The 15542-nt window shown below is 73.3% G+C and carries 10 protein-coding genes and 1 tRNA gene; 2 read left to right on the top strand and 9 right to left on the bottom strand.

All coding sequences use genetic code 11. From position 1 onward, the window contains the following. Positions 1–21: 21 nt before the first annotated feature. The 4 genes from HCN08_RS07470 to HCN08_RS07455 all read right to left on the bottom strand — a co-directional run bounded on the left by HCN08_RS07470 (position 22) and on the right by HCN08_RS07455 (position 4660). Complete coding sequence (locus HCN08_RS07470; RefSeq protein WP_167982120.1) at positions 22–1713, bottom strand: relaxase/mobilization nuclease domain-containing protein; 1692 nt, start codon at positions 1711–1713, stop codon at positions 22–24. Further along, positions 1713–2252, bottom strand: coding sequence for a MobC family plasmid mobilization relaxosome protein (locus HCN08_RS07465; RefSeq protein WP_206318510.1), 540 nt, complete (start codon positions 2250–2252; stop codon positions 1713–1715). Before HCN08_RS07465 ends, HCN08_RS07470 begins: the two co-directional genes overlap by 1 nt. A gap of 330 nt (positions 2253–2582) precedes the next feature. Next, positions 2583–3887: a DUF3631 domain-containing protein gene (locus tag HCN08_RS07460; RefSeq protein WP_407648702.1), complete on the bottom strand. Its 1305-nt coding sequence runs from the start codon at positions 3885–3887 to the stop codon at positions 2583–2585. A gap of 578 nt (positions 3888–4465) precedes the next feature. Continuing rightward, positions 4466–4660 carry a hypothetical protein gene (locus HCN08_RS07455; RefSeq protein WP_167982118.1) on the bottom strand — a complete coding sequence of 65 codons (195 nt, stop codon included), beginning with the start codon at positions 4658–4660 and terminating at the stop codon, positions 4466–4468. A 167-nt stretch (positions 4661–4827) separates the two neighbouring features. On the opposite strand from HCN08_RS07455, the gene HCN08_RS07450 reads away from it, so the two are divergent. Both HCN08_RS07450 and HCN08_RS07445 read left to right on the top strand, forming a co-directional pair. Beyond that, positions 4828–5493: a helix-turn-helix domain-containing protein gene (locus HCN08_RS07450; protein WP_167982117.1), complete on the top strand. Its 666-nt coding sequence runs from the start codon at positions 4828–4830 to the stop codon at positions 5491–5493. Then, on the top strand, positions 5490–7082 hold the full coding sequence (locus HCN08_RS07445) for a tyrosine-type recombinase/integrase (protein WP_167982116.1): 1593 nt from the start codon (positions 5490–5492) through the stop codon (positions 7080–7082). The genes HCN08_RS07450 and HCN08_RS07445 overlap by 4 nt, the downstream gene beginning before the upstream one ends. A gap of 128 nt (positions 7083–7210) precedes the next feature. Here the strand turns inward: HCN08_RS07445 and HCN08_RS07440 are convergent. From HCN08_RS07440 to HCN08_RS07420, 5 genes are all read right to left on the bottom strand, one after another. Beyond that, positions 7211–7284 (bottom strand) — tRNA-Thr (locus HCN08_RS07440). Positions 7285–7373: 89 nt separating this feature from the next. Beyond that, positions 7374–9026: an alpha/beta hydrolase gene (locus HCN08_RS07435; protein WP_167982115.1), complete on the bottom strand. Its 1653-nt coding sequence runs from the start codon at positions 9024–9026 to the stop codon at positions 7374–7376. Between the two features lie 85 nt (positions 9027–9111). Then, entirely contained in the window at positions 9112–10404 is a 1293-nt protein-coding gene (locus HCN08_RS07430; protein WP_167982114.1) for a hypothetical protein, read from the bottom strand. Positions 10405–10940: 536 nt separating this feature from the next. Further along, on the bottom strand, positions 10941–12134 hold the full coding sequence (locus HCN08_RS07425; RefSeq protein WP_167982113.1) for a DNA polymerase III subunit delta': 1194 nt from the start codon (positions 12132–12134) through the stop codon (positions 10941–10943). Between the two features lie 605 nt (positions 12135–12739). Continuing rightward, the gene (locus HCN08_RS07420) at positions 12740–15073 is read right to left on the bottom strand and encodes an asparagine synthase (protein ID WP_206318509.1); all 2334 of its coding nucleotides are present in this window, start codon (positions 15071–15073) and stop codon (positions 12740–12742) included. Positions 15074–15542: the final 469 nt, after the last annotated feature.

Here is a 15542-nt window from a genome sequence, read left to right as displayed (position 1 = left end):
CCGCGGCCATCGCCGCCTCTCTTACCGGTGACGCTGCGACCCCATATCGGGCGAAGCGTTCACCGGGGATGCCGCCGCTGGGCTGGGGCCGGAGGGTGCCGCTCCGGTGGTCGTGCGGGCTCGGGCTGCGGTGGCTCGGTGGTTGGGGGTGGTGGTGATGCGCCAGGTGAGGGTTTCGGCGGGTGAGTGGGCGGTGTGGAGTTCGCGTTCGGTGGCTGTTTGGTGGAGGAGGGTGGGGAGGTGGTGGCCGGCGGTTTCGGCTTGGGCGAGGGTGGTGGCCAGGGCGGGCCAGGTGGGGTCGGTGAGGATGCGGTCGGCGTGCTGGGGGACGGCCTGGCGGACGGCGGCTTCCAGGCGCTGGGTGGTCTGGGGGTGTGGGGTGCGGCGGGCCAGGTCGGCCAGGACGGGGGCGGCGGCGTGGCGGTAGCCGGCGTGGAGGTGGGTGAGCGTGCGGTGGGCGGCGGCTGCTTGCTGCTGGTAGCCGCGTTGCTCGTACCAGCGGGTGGCGGCGACGGCCAGGTGGACGAGGGTGGCGATCACCGCGACGGGCAGGCCGCCGGCGTCGTGCGAGGCGTAGGTGAGGTCCTTCGCCGCTTGGCGTAGGGCGGTGGCTTTCTGGTGGTCGGCGCGGATCGCGGAGCGGCGGGCGCGGTTGAAGGCGGTGGCGGCGGCGCGCAGTTCGGCGCGGTAGGCGGGCGGGGCGTTGAGGGCGGTGTTGTGGAGCATGGTGCTGTAGGCGGCCAGGTGGGCCTGGGCTGCGGCGTCGTCATCGCTGTCGAGGGTCTGGGCGGCGTGGCGCAGAGCGGTGTCGGCGTGCTGCCAGCTCTCACGGGGGTGGGGCCGGGTCCGGCGGGCGCGGGCTTGTCCGGGGCGGGTGAGGGTTTCGCGGATGCGGATGATGGACAGGTCGGGGGCGAGTTTCGACCCGCCGTAGAAGACCGGTTCACCGCTGGTGTTGGTGTCGCCGGGGGCGGCGAGGCTGTAGCCGGTGACCTCCCCGCTCTTGGGTCCGAGGCGCTTGTTGACGGTGATGCCCAGGCTGCCCAGGACGTCGAAGAACTCCTGCTCGCTGCCGACCGCGGCCAGCACGGCGTACGCCTGCTCCCGCAGCCACTCCCGGCTCGTCACCGGCCGGCCCAGGCGTTCGGCCTTGGCGCGTTCGGCGCTGGTGGGGGTCTTCGGCGCGGTCATGTCACCGGGGTTGAGCTGACGCAGCCCGAACTCGGTCTCGATCCGGCGGCATGCGGCTTGGGCGCGCCAGCCGTCGCGGTGGGTGCGGGCGCGGCGGCCGTCGGCGCGCACCGAGACGGCGGCGATGTGGATGTGGTCGTCGGCGTGCCGGACGGCGATCCACCGGCACGCCAGGTCGTCGCCGTCGGGGGCGATGCCGGTGGCGGCGACGATTCGGCGGGCGACCTCCGCCCACTCGGTGTCGGTGAGGTAGCGGTCGCCGGGCGCGGTGCGCACCGGGCAGTGCCAGACGTGCTTGGCCGGCATCGTCCCGGTCTCCTTCGCCCGCAGCCGCGCGTGCAGGTCGAGACGATCAGCGAGCCGGCCGATGGTGGCGGTCGGGTCGCGGCCGGGGTCGGGGGCCCCGGCCATGTCCCAGGCAGCGACGATGTGCGCATCGGCGTGCTCGTCACGCCGACCGGGGCCGAACAGGTAGTAGAGCAAGCCGGCGGTGTGCGAGCCGGTGGAGACGTCAGGAACCATCAGCTCGCCTGCTGCTTGCCGACGAACCCGTCGAGAAGCGTGAACGCGTTCTCCACCGTCTGCTCGACCCGGGCCAGGACCTGCTCGGCGTGGTCGGGGACGACGCCCGAGTTGAGGGCGTGGGTGATCTGGTTCAGGTTGTTGCCCGTCCGCCGCAGCTGCGCAATCAGCCGCTCGACCACCTCCACGAGCGCGCGTGCCGGGTCGTCCTCAGGACTCCCGGCACCGGTGCCGGTCCGACCAAGGGCGTGCGCGTAGGCGACATCGCCGACGTAACCGGCGAAGAACTGACCCCGGACTTGAGCTGCGGCCTCGATCACCGCCTCCGCGGTCGGAGTGAACCGGACGCTGCGCACCCGGTCGCGGGTCTCCCGGGTGCGCTTGCGGTAGAGCGGTGCGAGCAGCGGCAGATCAGCGGGATCGCGCGCAGACAACGGCTCGGCCGGGGCGAGGGGCAGGTGCTGGCCGCAGGACGGGCAGACCCCGCCGACCGACGGGCGCGCAGCGTCCTGGTTGAGGCCGCGCTCGGCCTCACCCATCTCGTCCGGTGCCCCCTGGCGCCGGGCCCCCTCCGCCCCCGCCGGGGCGGAGGCAAGCGCGGACGAAACCCGAAAGGAGTGTCGACCGCTCCAGCTTGCTCCCACTCGGGCAGGGATCTGCGGCTGCTTCTTCTCTTTCGTGATGCCTCCTTAAGGCTGGGCGATCCGGCTGCCGTGAAGGATCAGCAACCCGTCCCACTCGTTGCGTGGCTGGTCAGAGCAGTTACGGGTTGCCGTCGTGGTACGGGTCGACCCGTCACGGCACCGCCACCCGTCCCGCGCTGACCTGCGACGGGACGGGTGATGCGGGTTGATGAGGGTCCGCGTCGATCAGCGGCGCGGACCCGTACCAGGCACCAGGGGCGCCAGCGGCAGACCCGAACCCGGTCCCCTGCGCTGGGTCGCCTGTGGCGGAGACGGCCGGGACCGAGCCTCAGATTCGCTGCGTTCGGCCCCTACCGGCGGTGCAGCTGAGTGGACGCCTGAAGCCGCCGAGGCGACGGACTCAGGCGCGGGGCAGTACCGGTTCCAGGCGTCGGTGAAGTCCGCCCGGGCGTAGCCGCGGCGCTGCGTGCTCTCGGAGAAACGGCGGTTGGCGGAGTGGATCTCGTAGTCCGCCAGCAGCATCTGCAGCTTGCGGGCGGTCAGTCCGACCGGGCCGTGTTCGTGCCAGGGCGCTTCCGGGTCGGAGTTCAGAGCGTGCAGCAGCGTCTCGGTGGCCATGAGCCTCGGATCTCCGTTACGGGCGAACGCGGCCCGGATGTCGACCAGGATTCGGATTTTGGCGCCCCGATCGTGTTCGTTGCCCTTCTCCCGGTCTGTCATCGTCCGGCACGCCGTCCGGGCACGCTGCGGCCAGGCACCTCCCGCCAGATCGGCGACGGCGACCAGCGGTTCCCACGTGTCTGCGGCCCGGTCCCGGACCGGCATCGTCGGCACCAGGTCCGACGCCGCCTCCAACTGCGGGCCCAGCCAGTCGGCCAGCCTGGCCCGCACCGCTTGAAGGAACGGCACGTCGGTACGCGTGCGGAAGTCGTCGACGTGCTCGCTCTCCAGACGCTTGCGCATCCGGATCACCACCGCCCGGTCCATGATCGTGTCCGGCAGGTCACCGATCCCGGCGATGGCGGCCATGGCGAAGGTGGGGAACTTCACCGGCTTGTGCTCCGGCCCCACCACCCGCGTCGTCGGGCGGTTGCGCTGATGCCCCGCGTTGAGCAGACCCCGCATCTCCTCGTTCTTCTCCGCCACCTTCACGCTGCCGAAGATCGTGTCGGCCTCGTCCACCAGCAGCGTCGGCGGTTGTTCGGTGATCGACCGGAAGATCGCCGCGGGGGTCGAGTTGACCGTGATGAACGGGTCGTGGACCGTCTCGTGCAGCACGTCCAGCAGCCGGGACTTCCCACACGCCTTCGTCGGCGCGACGATCGCCAGCCGGGGCGCGTGCTGCCACGCCGGCTGCAGATGGGTCGCTGCGATCCACAAAGTGATCGCATCCAGCGCCTCCGGGCTGGGCGGGACCACGTACCGGGCCACCGCCGCACGCAACTCGTCCAGCAATCCCGCCCCCTCACTCTGTGGGTGGTCCGCGGACGGCTGGTCTGGTCCGCGCGGACCAGACGGCACCTGGACCACCGCGGTCCTTTCAACTGGTCCCCTGCCCGGTCCCCCAGCAGTGCTGGCGTCGTCCACCGCCGCCCGGTCCGGACCGCCCGGTCCCTTGCCGTCGTCATCGCTGGTCCCCTGACCGGAAGTTCCGGTTAGCGGACCAGCATGGTCCGCGGCGTCCAGGGCCGTGACCTGCGCGGACCAAGCTTGGTCCGTGCCCTGATCCGTGCGGACCGCTGGTCCGGGGACCAACCGCTCAGCCTCGGTCCGGTCCTCAGCCTCCGAACTCGCGGTCCGTTCCCCTGCGGGACCGGCGTGCCGTGCGGCGGACCAGCCACCGTTGGTCCGCAGGATCGCTCCCGCTGTGGTCCCCTGATCCGCGGACCACTCAGGGACCGGTCCGCGGGCATCAAGCGGTCCGCCGGCCACCCGGCCTGGTCCGCCCGATATCGCCACCGGCGGCCATGCCGGACTCGGGGGTGCGCCGTCGGCGCCTGGATTCGTACGGGGCATGCATCACTCCTCGAACGGCAGGCTGCAGGCTGGAACGCCGGTCCCACCGGGGTGGACTGTTGAGAGCGTCCTGGGAAAACGACGGCAAGGGCTCACGCCGCCAGGCCGAGCAGGGCCTGTAGTTCGGCGGTCACCACCCGATAGGCGTTGCCCAGCCGCAGCACGCGGCACGGGTACTCACCGCGCTTGGCCAACGCGTAGCCCTTGCTCCGGCCCAGGCCCAGCGCCCTGTTCGCCGTCTCCAGGTCCACCGCTGCCGGCAGTGCCAGCACCTCGGTCCGGCTCATTCCCCTCGTCATCGGACGGGCCGTTTCGGCCACACCCATGCACAACTCCGCTCGTTTCCTGAAGCTTTCGGCGAACACCGTGTGGTCCTCGATCTCCCGGCTTCAGAAAACAATCCTGACGAAGCTAATGTGTCTCTGTGACACAAGTCGGTTCTGACGATGAATACATGGACAGCTTCGAGGACGAGGAGGAGAGCGACGACGTACCGGAGTGGACGACTCATGTCATGGCGACCCTCGCTGCCGAGGTCCGCCGTCGGCGAAAGGAGCGCGGCATGAGCGCACAGGAACTGGCAGATGCTTGCTCCGCGATCGGCCACCCGATCCCGCGCAACGTCATCGCCAACATGGAATCCGGGCGCCGCTCGGTCCTCCCGCTCGTCGACGTCATCGTGCTCGCCGAGGCACTCGGCACGCACCCCGCGCTCCTGATCTACCCCCTGGGGCATGTCAGCGAAGTTCAGCGCCTGCCCCTCCAGCACCCAACGGCCACCTGGGACGCCATGAGCTGGTTTACCGGGGAATCCGGCTTCGGCCTGGATGCGGCCCTCGTCAGAGCGTTCCGCGCGAAGGGCCGCCAGGAGAGCGCCGCCTTCAACGCCTGGAACGACATGCGGTCCCATCACGACGCCGCAAGGAGAGCCACAGATCCTGCGAGACGTGAAGAAGCCGAGCGGGACGCGGACCAAGCCATCAAGCGCCTCAAAGCAGCGGCAGCCAGCCTGCGAACCACGCGCTCGCGGATCCAGCGCATCCTCGGCCCAACGGTGAGTGTGCCACCAGGGCTCGAAACGCTCACTGCCGATATCCCCGACGGAAAGGACAGCATTTGAAGGGCTCCACTCACCGCCGCTGCTACTGCCGCGACCCCGAAACCGGCAGACCCCTCGGCAAGAACTGCCCCAAGCTCGCCACTCGGAAGCACGGCTCGTACTCCGTACGACAGGAACTCCCTCCCCGCGAAGACGGCTCCCGCCGCTCCTTCAGCCGCGCCGGCTACGAGACGCTCAAGGCCGCTCAAGCCGACCTCGACCACGTACGCGCCCTCCTCGGTCTGGCCGAGTCGGACGACCCCGAGGGCATCGCGCTGATCGCGTCCATGCTGGCGGAAGTCAGCGAAGAAAAGACCCCACTTCCTGACGTCGAGGAGACGCGGCGTCGGCTGAAGTCCGGCCAGGATCTCATCGGGCGGATCACCGTCGGCGAATGGCTGGACCAGTGGCTCGCCGCGAAGCGCATACGCAGGTCGGGCATCAGCCGCTACGAGACCGACATACGCATCCACCTCAAGCCGCGTATAGGGCACCTTCGTCTCGACCGGCTTCGAGTCAGCCACCTCAGCGACATGTTCACCGCCATCGCCGACTCCAACGCCGAGGTCCTGGAACAGAACGCCCAGCGGAAGGCAGCGGTGGCCGAACTGGCCACAGTGCCGTGGAAAGGCGCCCCGCACCGTGCGCGCCGCAAGGCGATGAAGACGGCGATCGACGCCATGCCCGCGATCCGACGGGTGACCGGTCCGGCGACGCGGCTGCACATCAAGGCCACCCTGCGGGCGTCTCTCAACGACGCCATCAGCCAGCAGATCATCACCTTCAACCCGGCGGCCCACGTCGAACTCGATCCGGTCCGCAAGCCGAAAGCGCTGGTGTGGACGGACGAACGGGTCGCGAAGTGGCACAGGACCGGTGAGAAGCCCTCCCCCGTCATGGTCTGGACACCAGAGCAGACCGGCGCATTCCTCGACTTCGTCGCCGAGGACCGGCTGTACGCGATGTGGCACCTGATCGCCTTCCGCGGCCTGCGACGCGGCGAGGCGTGCGGTCAGCCCTGGTCGGAGACCAACCTCGACGCCCACTCCCTCACTGTCTCCGCCCAACTCGTCCAGCACGGCTGGCAGGTGGAAACGTCCGAGCCCAAGACGGACAGCGGCTTCCGGGTAATCGCCCTGGACGACGACACCGTGGAGGTACTGAGGAGGCACCGTGAGCGGCAGGAGGCCGACCGGGAGAAATGGGCCTCGGCCTGGGTGGAGACCGGGCTCGTCTTCACCCAGGAGGACGGCTCCTGGCTGCACCCCGGCAAGATCACCGACCTCTTCGAACGACTGGTCGCCGCCTCTGGCCTTCCGCCCATCCGGCTGCACGACCTCCGCCACGGCGCCGCCACCCTCATGCTCGCCGCCGGCGTCGACGTGAAGGTCGTGTCCGACACCCTCGGCCACAGCGACACCCGGATCACGCGGGACATCTACCAGAGCGTCCTCCCCGAGGTCGGCAAGCGTGCCGCCGAGGCCACTGCCAAGCTCGTCCCCCTCCAACGCAAAGCCGAGGCGGAGCAAGCCCGCAAGGCTGCGAAGAAGGCGAGGGAAGCGCAGGCCCGGACCGAGAAGAAGGGCAAACGCAAGAAGCCCAAGAAGTAGGTCCCGAGCGGCTCCGCTCACGCATCGCTCACGCAAGCCGTTCACCGCTATCCGAGCGGCCGGACGCGCTATGCCCCGAGAAGCACAAAAGGCCAGGTCACGGGCTATGTGACCTGGCCTTTTCTCGGAGCCGCCTTCGGGATTCGAACCCGAGACCTACGCATTACGAGTGCGTTGCTCTGGCCAACTGAGCTAAGGCGGCGTGCTGCGCGCGTGGGGCCAAGGGTGGCAGGCGCAGCGGGGGAAAGTCTACAGGGTTCTGGGGGGTGGTCCTGACCGGCTGGGGGCTGGTCAGGTGCAGGTCTTGTGGGGTGGGGGGACGGTGCCGGAGAGGAGGTAGGCGTTGACGGCGGAGTCGATGCAGGAGGAGCCGCGGGCGTAGGCCGTGTGGCCGTCGCCGTCGTAGGTGAGGAGGGTGCCGGAGGTGAGTTGGGCGGCGAGGGACTTCGCCCAGGCGTAGGGGGTCGCGGGGTCGCGGATGGTGCCGACGACGAGGATCGGGGCGGCGCCCTTGGCGGGGATGCGCTCGGGGTGGCCGGTGGCGGGCAACGGCCAGTAGCCGCAGACCAGGGAGGACCAGGCCAGGGCGGTGCCGAAGTGCGGGGAGGCGGCGCGGAAGGCGGGGAGCGCCTTGGTGACGTCGGCCGGGGAGTGGAAGGCCGGGGGGAGGTCGAGGCAGTTCACGGCGGCGTTGGCGTACATCAGATTGCTGTACTTACCGGCGTCGTCGCGCTCGTAGTAGCTGTCGGAGAGCTTCAGCAGCGGGCCGCCGTCGCCCTTGTTGGCGCTGGCCAGCGCGCCGCGCAGGGACGGCCAGGCCTCCTGGTCGTACATTGCGGCGATCACACCGGTGGTGCCGAGGGCCTCGGTGAGGGGGCGTGGCGTGCCGGTGGGGAGCGGGTGTTTGTCGAGGGCGGCGAAGAGGGCGTCGATGCGCTTGCCGGCGTCGGCGGTGGAGGTGTGGCCGAGGGGGCAGTCGGAGCGCTTGACGCAGTCGCCGGCGAAGGCGGTGAAGGCGGTCTCGAAGCCGCCGGCCTGCGCGCGGCTGCTCTCCTCGGCGCTGACGGAGGGGTCCATGGCGCCGTCGAGGACGAGGCGGCCGACGCGCTGCGGGTAGAGGCCGGCGTAGGTCGCGCCGAGGAAGGTGCCGTACGACTTCCCGACGTAGTTGAGCTTGCTGTCGCCGAGGAGCTGGCGCAGGACGTCCATGTCGCGGGCGGAGTCGATGGTGGAGACGTGGCCGATGAGCTTGGCGGACATCTTCTTGCAGCCGGCGGCGAAGCCGCGGTCGGCGGTGGCGAGCTTGCCCTGTTCGGCGGAGTCGTCGGGGGTCGTGTCGACCGCGGTGTAGGCGTCCATCTGCTTGTCGGTCAGGCATTTCACCGGCTCGCTGCGGGCGACGCCGCGCGGGTCGACGGCGGCCATGTCGTAGCGGGCGGTGACCTCGGCGGGGTAGCCGAGGGCCGCGTACTGCAGGTAGTCGATGGCCGAGCCGCCGGGGCCGCCGGGGTTGACGAGCAGCGAGCCGAGGCGTTTGCCGGGGCCGTCGGCCTTCTTACGGGCCACGGCGAGGGTGAGGTCGTCGGCGGTGACGGGGTGCGCGTAGTCGAGCGGGACGCGCATCGTCGTGCACTGGAACTCCGGGACGCCGCAGGTGTGCCAGGACAACTTCTGCTTGTAGTACGGCTGGAGGTTCGCGGGGATCGCCGCCGGGAGGGGGGTGAGCGTCCCCGGGGTGGCGGAATCCGCGGCGGCGGAGGCGGTTGCGGACGGCGCGGGCTGCGCCGCCGCGCCGGCGGCGGGGGCGGTCGGGGCGGCGGGGGGCGGGGAGGAGGCCGCGGCGTGGTGGCTGCCGCCGTCCGAGCATCCCGTGGATACGGACAGCAGCAGCCCGGTCATCGCGAGGGCGATGGCCGGGGAGCGGAGCGGGCGCGTCAGGTGCATCGGCTGCTCAGGTCCTCCCGTCGGATGACTGCGAGCGTAGCTGGGGTGGGCCGGGACGGCCTGGGCGATGTCCCCTAACGGGTGATTATGGGTTTTGGTGCGGTTTTGGGGGATTGGGGGGCGGTGCGGGGTGGGTAGCAAGGGGGTGGGGCGGTGAGGCGGGTGCGGGGGACTTCGTGAGTGAGGGGGGTTGGGTGGATCGTGTCGGTACGGAGGGGGTCGCGGCGGTCGCGGCGGGGCCGTCGAGCTTCTCGGTGAAGTAGGCGGCGACCTGGGCGTAGAGGTCGCGGTGGGCGGCTGGGCCGGTGAGGAGGCGGACCTGGTCGTAGCCGGGGTGCAGGGCGTCACGCAGGCGGCGGGCGGCGGTCTGGGCGGCGGTCTCGCCGGGGGCGGTGGTCAGGAGCAGGGAGGGGCGCGGTGCGGAGGTGCGCCGTGCGGACGGGTTCGATGCGGAGGAGTTCGATGTGGGGGGCTTGGCGGCGCCCGGGAGGAAGGGGGCAGGTGGTGGATACAGGCCGGAGATCCCGGCGGCGACACCGAAGCGGCCGGTGGTGGCGAGTGCTCCGTTGACGGCACAGGGGGCGTCGGCGCCGGCCCCGATGAGGGCGGTTGCGGTACGGGAGGTCAGGAGGCGGTAGCGGCGGGCTGCTTCGGCGAGGGCGGTGAGGTCGTCGGCGGGGGGTGCTGCGGTGGCGGTGGGGGCCGGGCTCGTGGGGGTGGAGGCTGCGGCGCCGGGGCCCGGGGTTGCCGGTGCTCCGGGGCTGACGGCGGCGGAAGGGTTGGGGGTCAGGGGCGTGTGCGCGGTGGACGGGAAGGAGCAGGTGGTGGGCAGGACGAGGACGAAGGGGTCGGCGAGTCCGCGTTGGGCGGCGCGGGCGAAACCGGCGAAGAGGTCGGCTTCCGAGGCCGCCGGGAGGTGGACGAGGGCCACGGGGAAGGCGATACGGGCGGCCCGCGGGGAGGTGTAGCGCGGGGGCAGCCAGACCCGGGTGCCGTCGGGCAGCTGCTCCAGCACGCCGCCGGCCGGGTGACCGATGGCGCGGGCCGCGGGCGCGGGCGGTGCCGGCTCGGGGGTCCGGGCGGGGGGTGCGGCAGGGGGCGGGGGTGCGCCCGCCGCGACGGCCGCCGGGGTGACGTCGGAGGCTGCGGGCTGCTCGCCGCTGCGCGGGCCGCCGGTCATGATCAGGGCCAGCACCCCGGCCATGACCGCCGCGACACCTGCCGCCCCGGCCCGTACGACCGTGCCGGTGCGGTCGACGGGCAGCTCGTAGGCCCGCCCGAGCCGCTCCCGCCACCAGTGCCGCACCGCCCAGTGCCCCAACCCCGCGGCCCCTGCGCCAAGGAGCACGAGCAGCACCAACCGTACGACGTCAGCCACGGCAACCCCCTCGGGACGACGGCACTCCCGCGGGGACAGGGCGGGAGGCAGGACCACTGCCTGCACCTTGCAACGCCGACCGCCCCACCCCGCGCCGCCGTCACGCACCCCGCCGCCCGATCACCCGAACGCGCCACGGGGTTGACCCAGGAGGAGCCCTGCCGGGGGCTGGGGGGCCGCTGCACGCCGCGGGGTGCGGTTGCGGGCCGCTGGCCGCCTACCGCTGGAGGGCGCGGTCCCGGCGGCCCGACGGTCCGCTGCCGGCTGCCGGGAGCGGCTGAGGGTTGCCGTCCGGGCTGCCGGGTACGGTCCGGGCGGCCCGGCTACGCGCTGCCCGCTGGCGAAGGACGCAGGGGGGACGGTCCCGGCGCGGGCTGCCGAAGGCCGCGCGTTACGGTCCGGGCTGCGGGGCGCAGGCGGTCAGCTACTGGTGCCGGGTGCTGCGGTCTTGGCTGTCGGGCGCCGGGGGCTGCGGGGGGGGACGGGCCCGGCGGGGGGCTGGGCGGTGGCTTCGCCTCGGGGCAGGCGCGGGGGGGTCAGCCGGTGCGGAGGGTGAGGGTGAGGGCTTCGACGGCGAGGAGGGGGGCGACGTTGCGGTCGAGGGCTTCGCGGCAGGCGAGGACGGCCTCGATGCGGCGCAGGCTCTGCTCGGGGCGGGAGGCGGCGGCGACCTTGTGGATGCTGTCGGCTGCCGCGGTGTTGGCGATGCGTTCGGGGGTGCCGAACTGGACGGTCAGGACGTCGCGGTAGAAGTCGGCGAGGTCGGTGAGGGCTAGGTCGAGGGTGTCGCGCTGGGTACGGGTACTGCGGCGCTTCTGGCGGTCGGCGAGGTCCTTCATCACGCCGGCCGTACCCCGCGGCATCCGCCCGCCCGTGCCGGCGGCGGCGCCGAGAGCCGCGCGCAGCTCCTCGGTCTCCTTGGCGTCGACCTCCTCGGCGACCGCCTTGGCGTCCTCGGCCGCCGCGTCGACGAGTTCCTGCGCCGCGCGCAGGCACCCGCCGATGTCGTCGACCCGCAGCGGCACCCGCAGCACCGCCGCACGGTGCTCACGCGCGGCCTCGTCCGTCGCGAGGCGCCGGGCCCGTCCGATGTGCCCCTGGGTGGCCCGGGCGACCTCGCCGGCCAGGACGGGGTCGATGCCGTCCCGCCGGGTCAGCACGTCCGCGACCGCCTCCGCGGAGGGCGTCCGCAGGGTGAGCAGGCGGCAGCGCGAGCGGATGGTGGGCAGGGCGTCCTCGACGGAGGGCGCGCACAGCAGCCACACCGTACGGGGCGCCGGCTCCTCCACCGCCTTGAGCAGGACGTTGCCGGCGCCCTCGGTCAGGCGGTCGGCGTCCTCCAGCACGATGACCTGCCAGCGACCGCCCGCCGGGGACATCGACGCGCGCCGCACCAGGTCCCGGGTGTCCTTGACGCCGATCGAGAGGAGGTCGGTACGGACGAACTCGACGTCGGCGTGGGTGCCGATGAGGGTGGTGTGGCAGCCGTCGCAGAAGCCGCAGCCGGGGGCTGCGCCCAGGGCTTTGTCGGGGCTCACGCATTGGAGGGCGGCGGCGAAGGCTTTGGCCGCGGTGGCGCGGCCGGAGCCGGGGGGGCCCGTGAAGAGCCAGGCGTGGGTCATGCGGGAGCCGGGGGCTCCGGAGGTGACGACTGCGTCGGCGTCGGTGGCGGCTGCGGAGAGCTCCGCGACGACGTGGGGCTGGCCGACTACGTCGTCCCAGACGGTCATGCGTACTCCCTTCCGCTTGTCCGCTTACGCGGGCCGGCTCGTTTTGGCTTCGCCCCTCGGGCGTCCATTCTGCGGCATGGGGGTGACATCGCCCGTCCGGGCGGGGCGGGTCTTCTTGTGGGGCTTGCCGCCGTCGCCGGCTTTCCGCCTGTGGGTGGTGCCCGCGCCTTGCGGCGCGGGGTGATCCCACCCCCAGCCACCCGTGCAAGTGGGACGTCGGCTTTCTGTTTTCCCGTGCCCCTTGCGCGCCGTCGGGGGCTCTCCGTACGTGGGTGGTTCCCCGCGCCTGCGGCGCGGGTGGTTCCCACCCCCAGCCACCCGTGCGGGTGAGACGTCGGCTTTCTGTCTTCCCGTGCCCCTCGCGCGCCGTCGGGGGCTCTCCGTGCATGGATGGGGGTGGTCACCCTGTCCGTGAGCAGGGGTGAGGAGCAGGAGGGGGGGATTCGGGGGGTGCCCCCGCAGGACTGCGCACGACAAGGGGGTACCGGGCTTCGCGAGGAGGTGTGGTGCGCAGGCCGAGGAGGTGCCCCCCGGAGCGCACCCGACCCCCCGCCCGGCCCCCCGCCCGGCCCCGCCGCCCCGCCGGGCGGCACCCAGCCCCCCGCTCAGAGGGAGAGGCGTTGGACGCCGCTCGCCACAGCCCGGCGTTCGGGGGAGTCCGGGCCGGTCCAGCAGGAGCCGCGGCGGGCGAGGAGGCGGCGGAGCCAGAGTTCGACGGCGACGAGGTCGGCGAGGCCCTCCAGAGGGGCGGGGGTCGTGGCGGCGGCGTGCAGGGCCTTACGGATGACGCGGGCGTCGACGAGGCCGGCGTCGGCCAGCAGCGGGGCCTCGAAGAGCTCGACCAGCGGGTCGAGGGCCGCCCGCAGGCCGACCCGGGAGGCCGCCGCGGCGGACGCCGTGGAGTGGGAGGCCGCCCCCCACCCCGCCGGCAGCGACCGTACGCCCGCGCTCCCCAGCACGTCCCCCAGGATCTCCGCCCGCGCCCCGGGGCGTACCCGCAGCGCGCCCGGCAGCGCCCGCGCCGCCCGCACGACCGCGTTGTCCAGGTACGGCGCGTGCAGCCGCTGGCTCGGCACGGCAGCGGCCTGCTCCAGGACGCGGAAGTCCGCCGCGTGCCGGGCCAGCACCGCATGGGCGCGGCGCTCGCCGGGGCGTTCGACGGGCCAGGGCCGGCGCGCGGCGTCCTGGAGCCGTACGGACACCTCGGCGAGCGCCTCGCCGGTGAGCCAGCGGGCGGCAGGTCCCGGCCGGACCCAGGCCATCGCGGCGAGGGACGCGGTGAGCGGCCCGTCGGCGGGGCGCTCGACGGCGCCGCCCGAGGCGTAGGAGAGCAGCCGCGCCGCCGCGTCCTCGACGCCCTGCTGGTACGGGGTGCGGGCGAGCCGCCGGGCGGCGCGGTAGACGGTGATCGGCACGGTGAGCGGCACGAGCACCGCGGGCCCGCCCGCGGCGGAGCCGCCCGCGCGGGTGAGCGCGGCGACGGGGCGTACGAGGTGCCGGCGGCGGCGGTCCATGAGCAGGTCGGCGAGCCGCGCGGGGTGCGCGTCGAGGACCTGCCGGGCGCCGAGCCCGATGAGATGGTCGGCGCCCCCCGCGGCGAGCCGCCGCCGGTGGCGTTCGGCGACGACGAGCGAGGGCCCGGGCTCGTCCGTGAGCGGGATGGGCGCGCCGCCGGTGAGGTCGGCGTACGGCAGGGCCTCCTCGCCGCCGGCGACGACGACGTGCCGCAGCCGGGGGTCGGCGGCGAGTTCGCCGGCACGGGTGAGCTCGCCCTCGCGCAGCGGCAGCCCGCCGGCGGTGAGGTCGTTGAAGGTGACGGCGAGCAGGCGTTCGCCGGCCGCGGTGCCGGGCGCGCCGGGCAGCATGCCGGGCATGCCGGGCAGGCCCGCGGCGAGCAGCGCGAGGGTGCCGGAGGCGCAGCCGCCGGAGAGGTCCGCGCCGATGCCGGGCGCGGGCCCGTCCGCGAGGGTGCCGTCGAAGCCGGCGCCGTCGGGGACGAAGCGGGGCTGCGCGAGCCGGGCCCGGACGGATTCGACGAGGGCGTCGCGTATGGCGGCGACGGCGGCGTCCGCGTCGGCGGCGGTGGCGGGCTGGTGGCCGACGGCGAGCGAGGCGGTGGGCTCGTAGCCGGTGATCTCGGTGCCGCCCTCGCGCAGGGTGAGGGCGTGGCCGGGCGGGACGCGGCGCACGCCGAGGTAGGGGGTGCCGTCGCCGAGGGCTTCGGGGGCGTCGGGGCAGGCGAGCATCGCGGCGAGGTGGGTGACGTCCAGGCCGGCCTCGACGAGGTCGGCGAGCGGGAGGGCGGCGGTGGCGTAGGCGGTGCCGAGGGAGAAGCGGGTGTGGAAGACCGGGCGGGCGCCGGCGAGGTCGCCCAGCACGGTGACGCGGCGGCCGAGTTGGAGGACGGCGGTGTAGCTTCCCGGCCATGCGGTGACATGCCGCAGGGCGCCGCCGCGTGCGGCGACGAGGCCGAGCCGCAGCTCGGAGTCGCTGGCCGCGCACCGCCCGAACACCGCGAGCCGCGCGATGCCTTGGGCCCCGCCGCCCGGCCCGCCCCGCCCGTTGACGCGGGGGCCGCTGCCGTAAGTGCCGCCGTACGCGCCGCCGTTGACGTAGGAGCCCTCGCCGTAGGAGGTCCCGCCGTACGAGACCCCGCCGGAGGAGCCGTTCGCGTACGAGCTCTCACCGTACGAGCTCTCGCCGTACGACGTCCCGCCGTACGAACCCGCCCCGTACGCAGCGCCGTTGCCGTACCGCGCGCCCGCGCCGGCGGCGTCCGCGTGGACGACGCGGATCTCGTCGGGGCGCCAGTCCCCCACCGCCCACAGCGGATCGGGGCCGTCCCAGAGCAGTTGCGCGCCGACCGGGAGCAGGGTGCGCGTCCCGGCGCCGGGTACGGGACTCGCGGTGGCACTGCTCCACCCCACCAACCACCGCATCGCCGCCTCCACAGGCTGTGGACAGCCGGTGCAGGATCCGACCCACCGCTGACTCGCCGCGCGCCTCGCCCCGCCACCGCCGCCACGTCTGACGTCCGAAAGTCCATGCTGCCACGTGGACGCGCGCAAGGAGGCGCATGAGTGCTCCCGGGTGCGCCGGTTCGTGCGCCCTGGTCCAGCCCGGGGGCATATGCACCGGCTCCCCCGGTCCGCGCGGGCGCCCGCACCAGCCCCGCCGACTCCTCGGCCGGGCTTCCACCGCACCCCGCGTGCACCTCGATCACCAAGCATATCCCGTACGTAATCGGGATGTTGCGGACGGCGACGGAAGGCGTGACGAACGCCACGGCCAAAACGTCGTATTCACGCCAAAGTTTTGGCGCGGGAGCGGCACATGCCGCGCGCGATATGCCGGACGGCGGGGCCGGTTCGGCGCGATCGTTTTCCGCCGTCGATCTTGCCGCGGGCC

Source organism: Actinacidiphila epipremni (genome assembly GCF_012034175.1).
Lineage (GTDB): Bacteria > Actinomycetota > Actinomycetes > Streptomycetales > Streptomycetaceae > Actinacidiphila > Actinacidiphila epipremni.
The sequence above is the reverse complement of the archived record's forward strand: the minus strand, read 5'-3'. Positions and strand labels throughout refer to the sequence as shown.

Excerpts from the sequence above, each read along its gene's own strand:
- HCN08_RS07470 (WP_167982120.1), bottom strand. The coding sequence starts at position 1,713 with ATGGTTCCTGACGTCTCCACCGGCTCGCACACCGCCGGCTTGCTCTAC.
- HCN08_RS07465 (WP_206318510.1), bottom strand. The coding sequence starts at position 2,252 with ATGGGTGAGGCCGAGCGCGGCCTCAACCAGGACGCTGCGCGCCCGTCG.
- HCN08_RS07455 (WP_167982118.1), bottom strand. The coding sequence starts at position 4,660 with ATGAGCCGGACCGAGGTGCTGGCACTGCCGGCAGCGGTGGACCTGGAG.
- HCN08_RS07450 (WP_167982117.1), top strand. The coding sequence starts at position 4,828 with ATGGACAGCTTCGAGGACGAGGAGGAGAGCGACGACGTACCGGAGTGG.
- HCN08_RS07435 (WP_167982115.1), bottom strand. The coding sequence starts at position 9,026 with ATGCACCTGACGCGCCCGCTCCGCTCCCCGGCCATCGCCCTCGCGATG.
- HCN08_RS07425 (WP_167982113.1), bottom strand. The coding sequence starts at position 12,134 with ATGACCGTCTGGGACGACGTAGTCGGCCAGCCCCACGTCGTCGCGGAG.
- HCN08_RS07420 (WP_206318509.1), bottom strand. The coding sequence starts at position 15,073 with ATGCGGTGGTTGGTGGGGTGGAGCAGTGCCACCGCGAGTCCCGTACCC.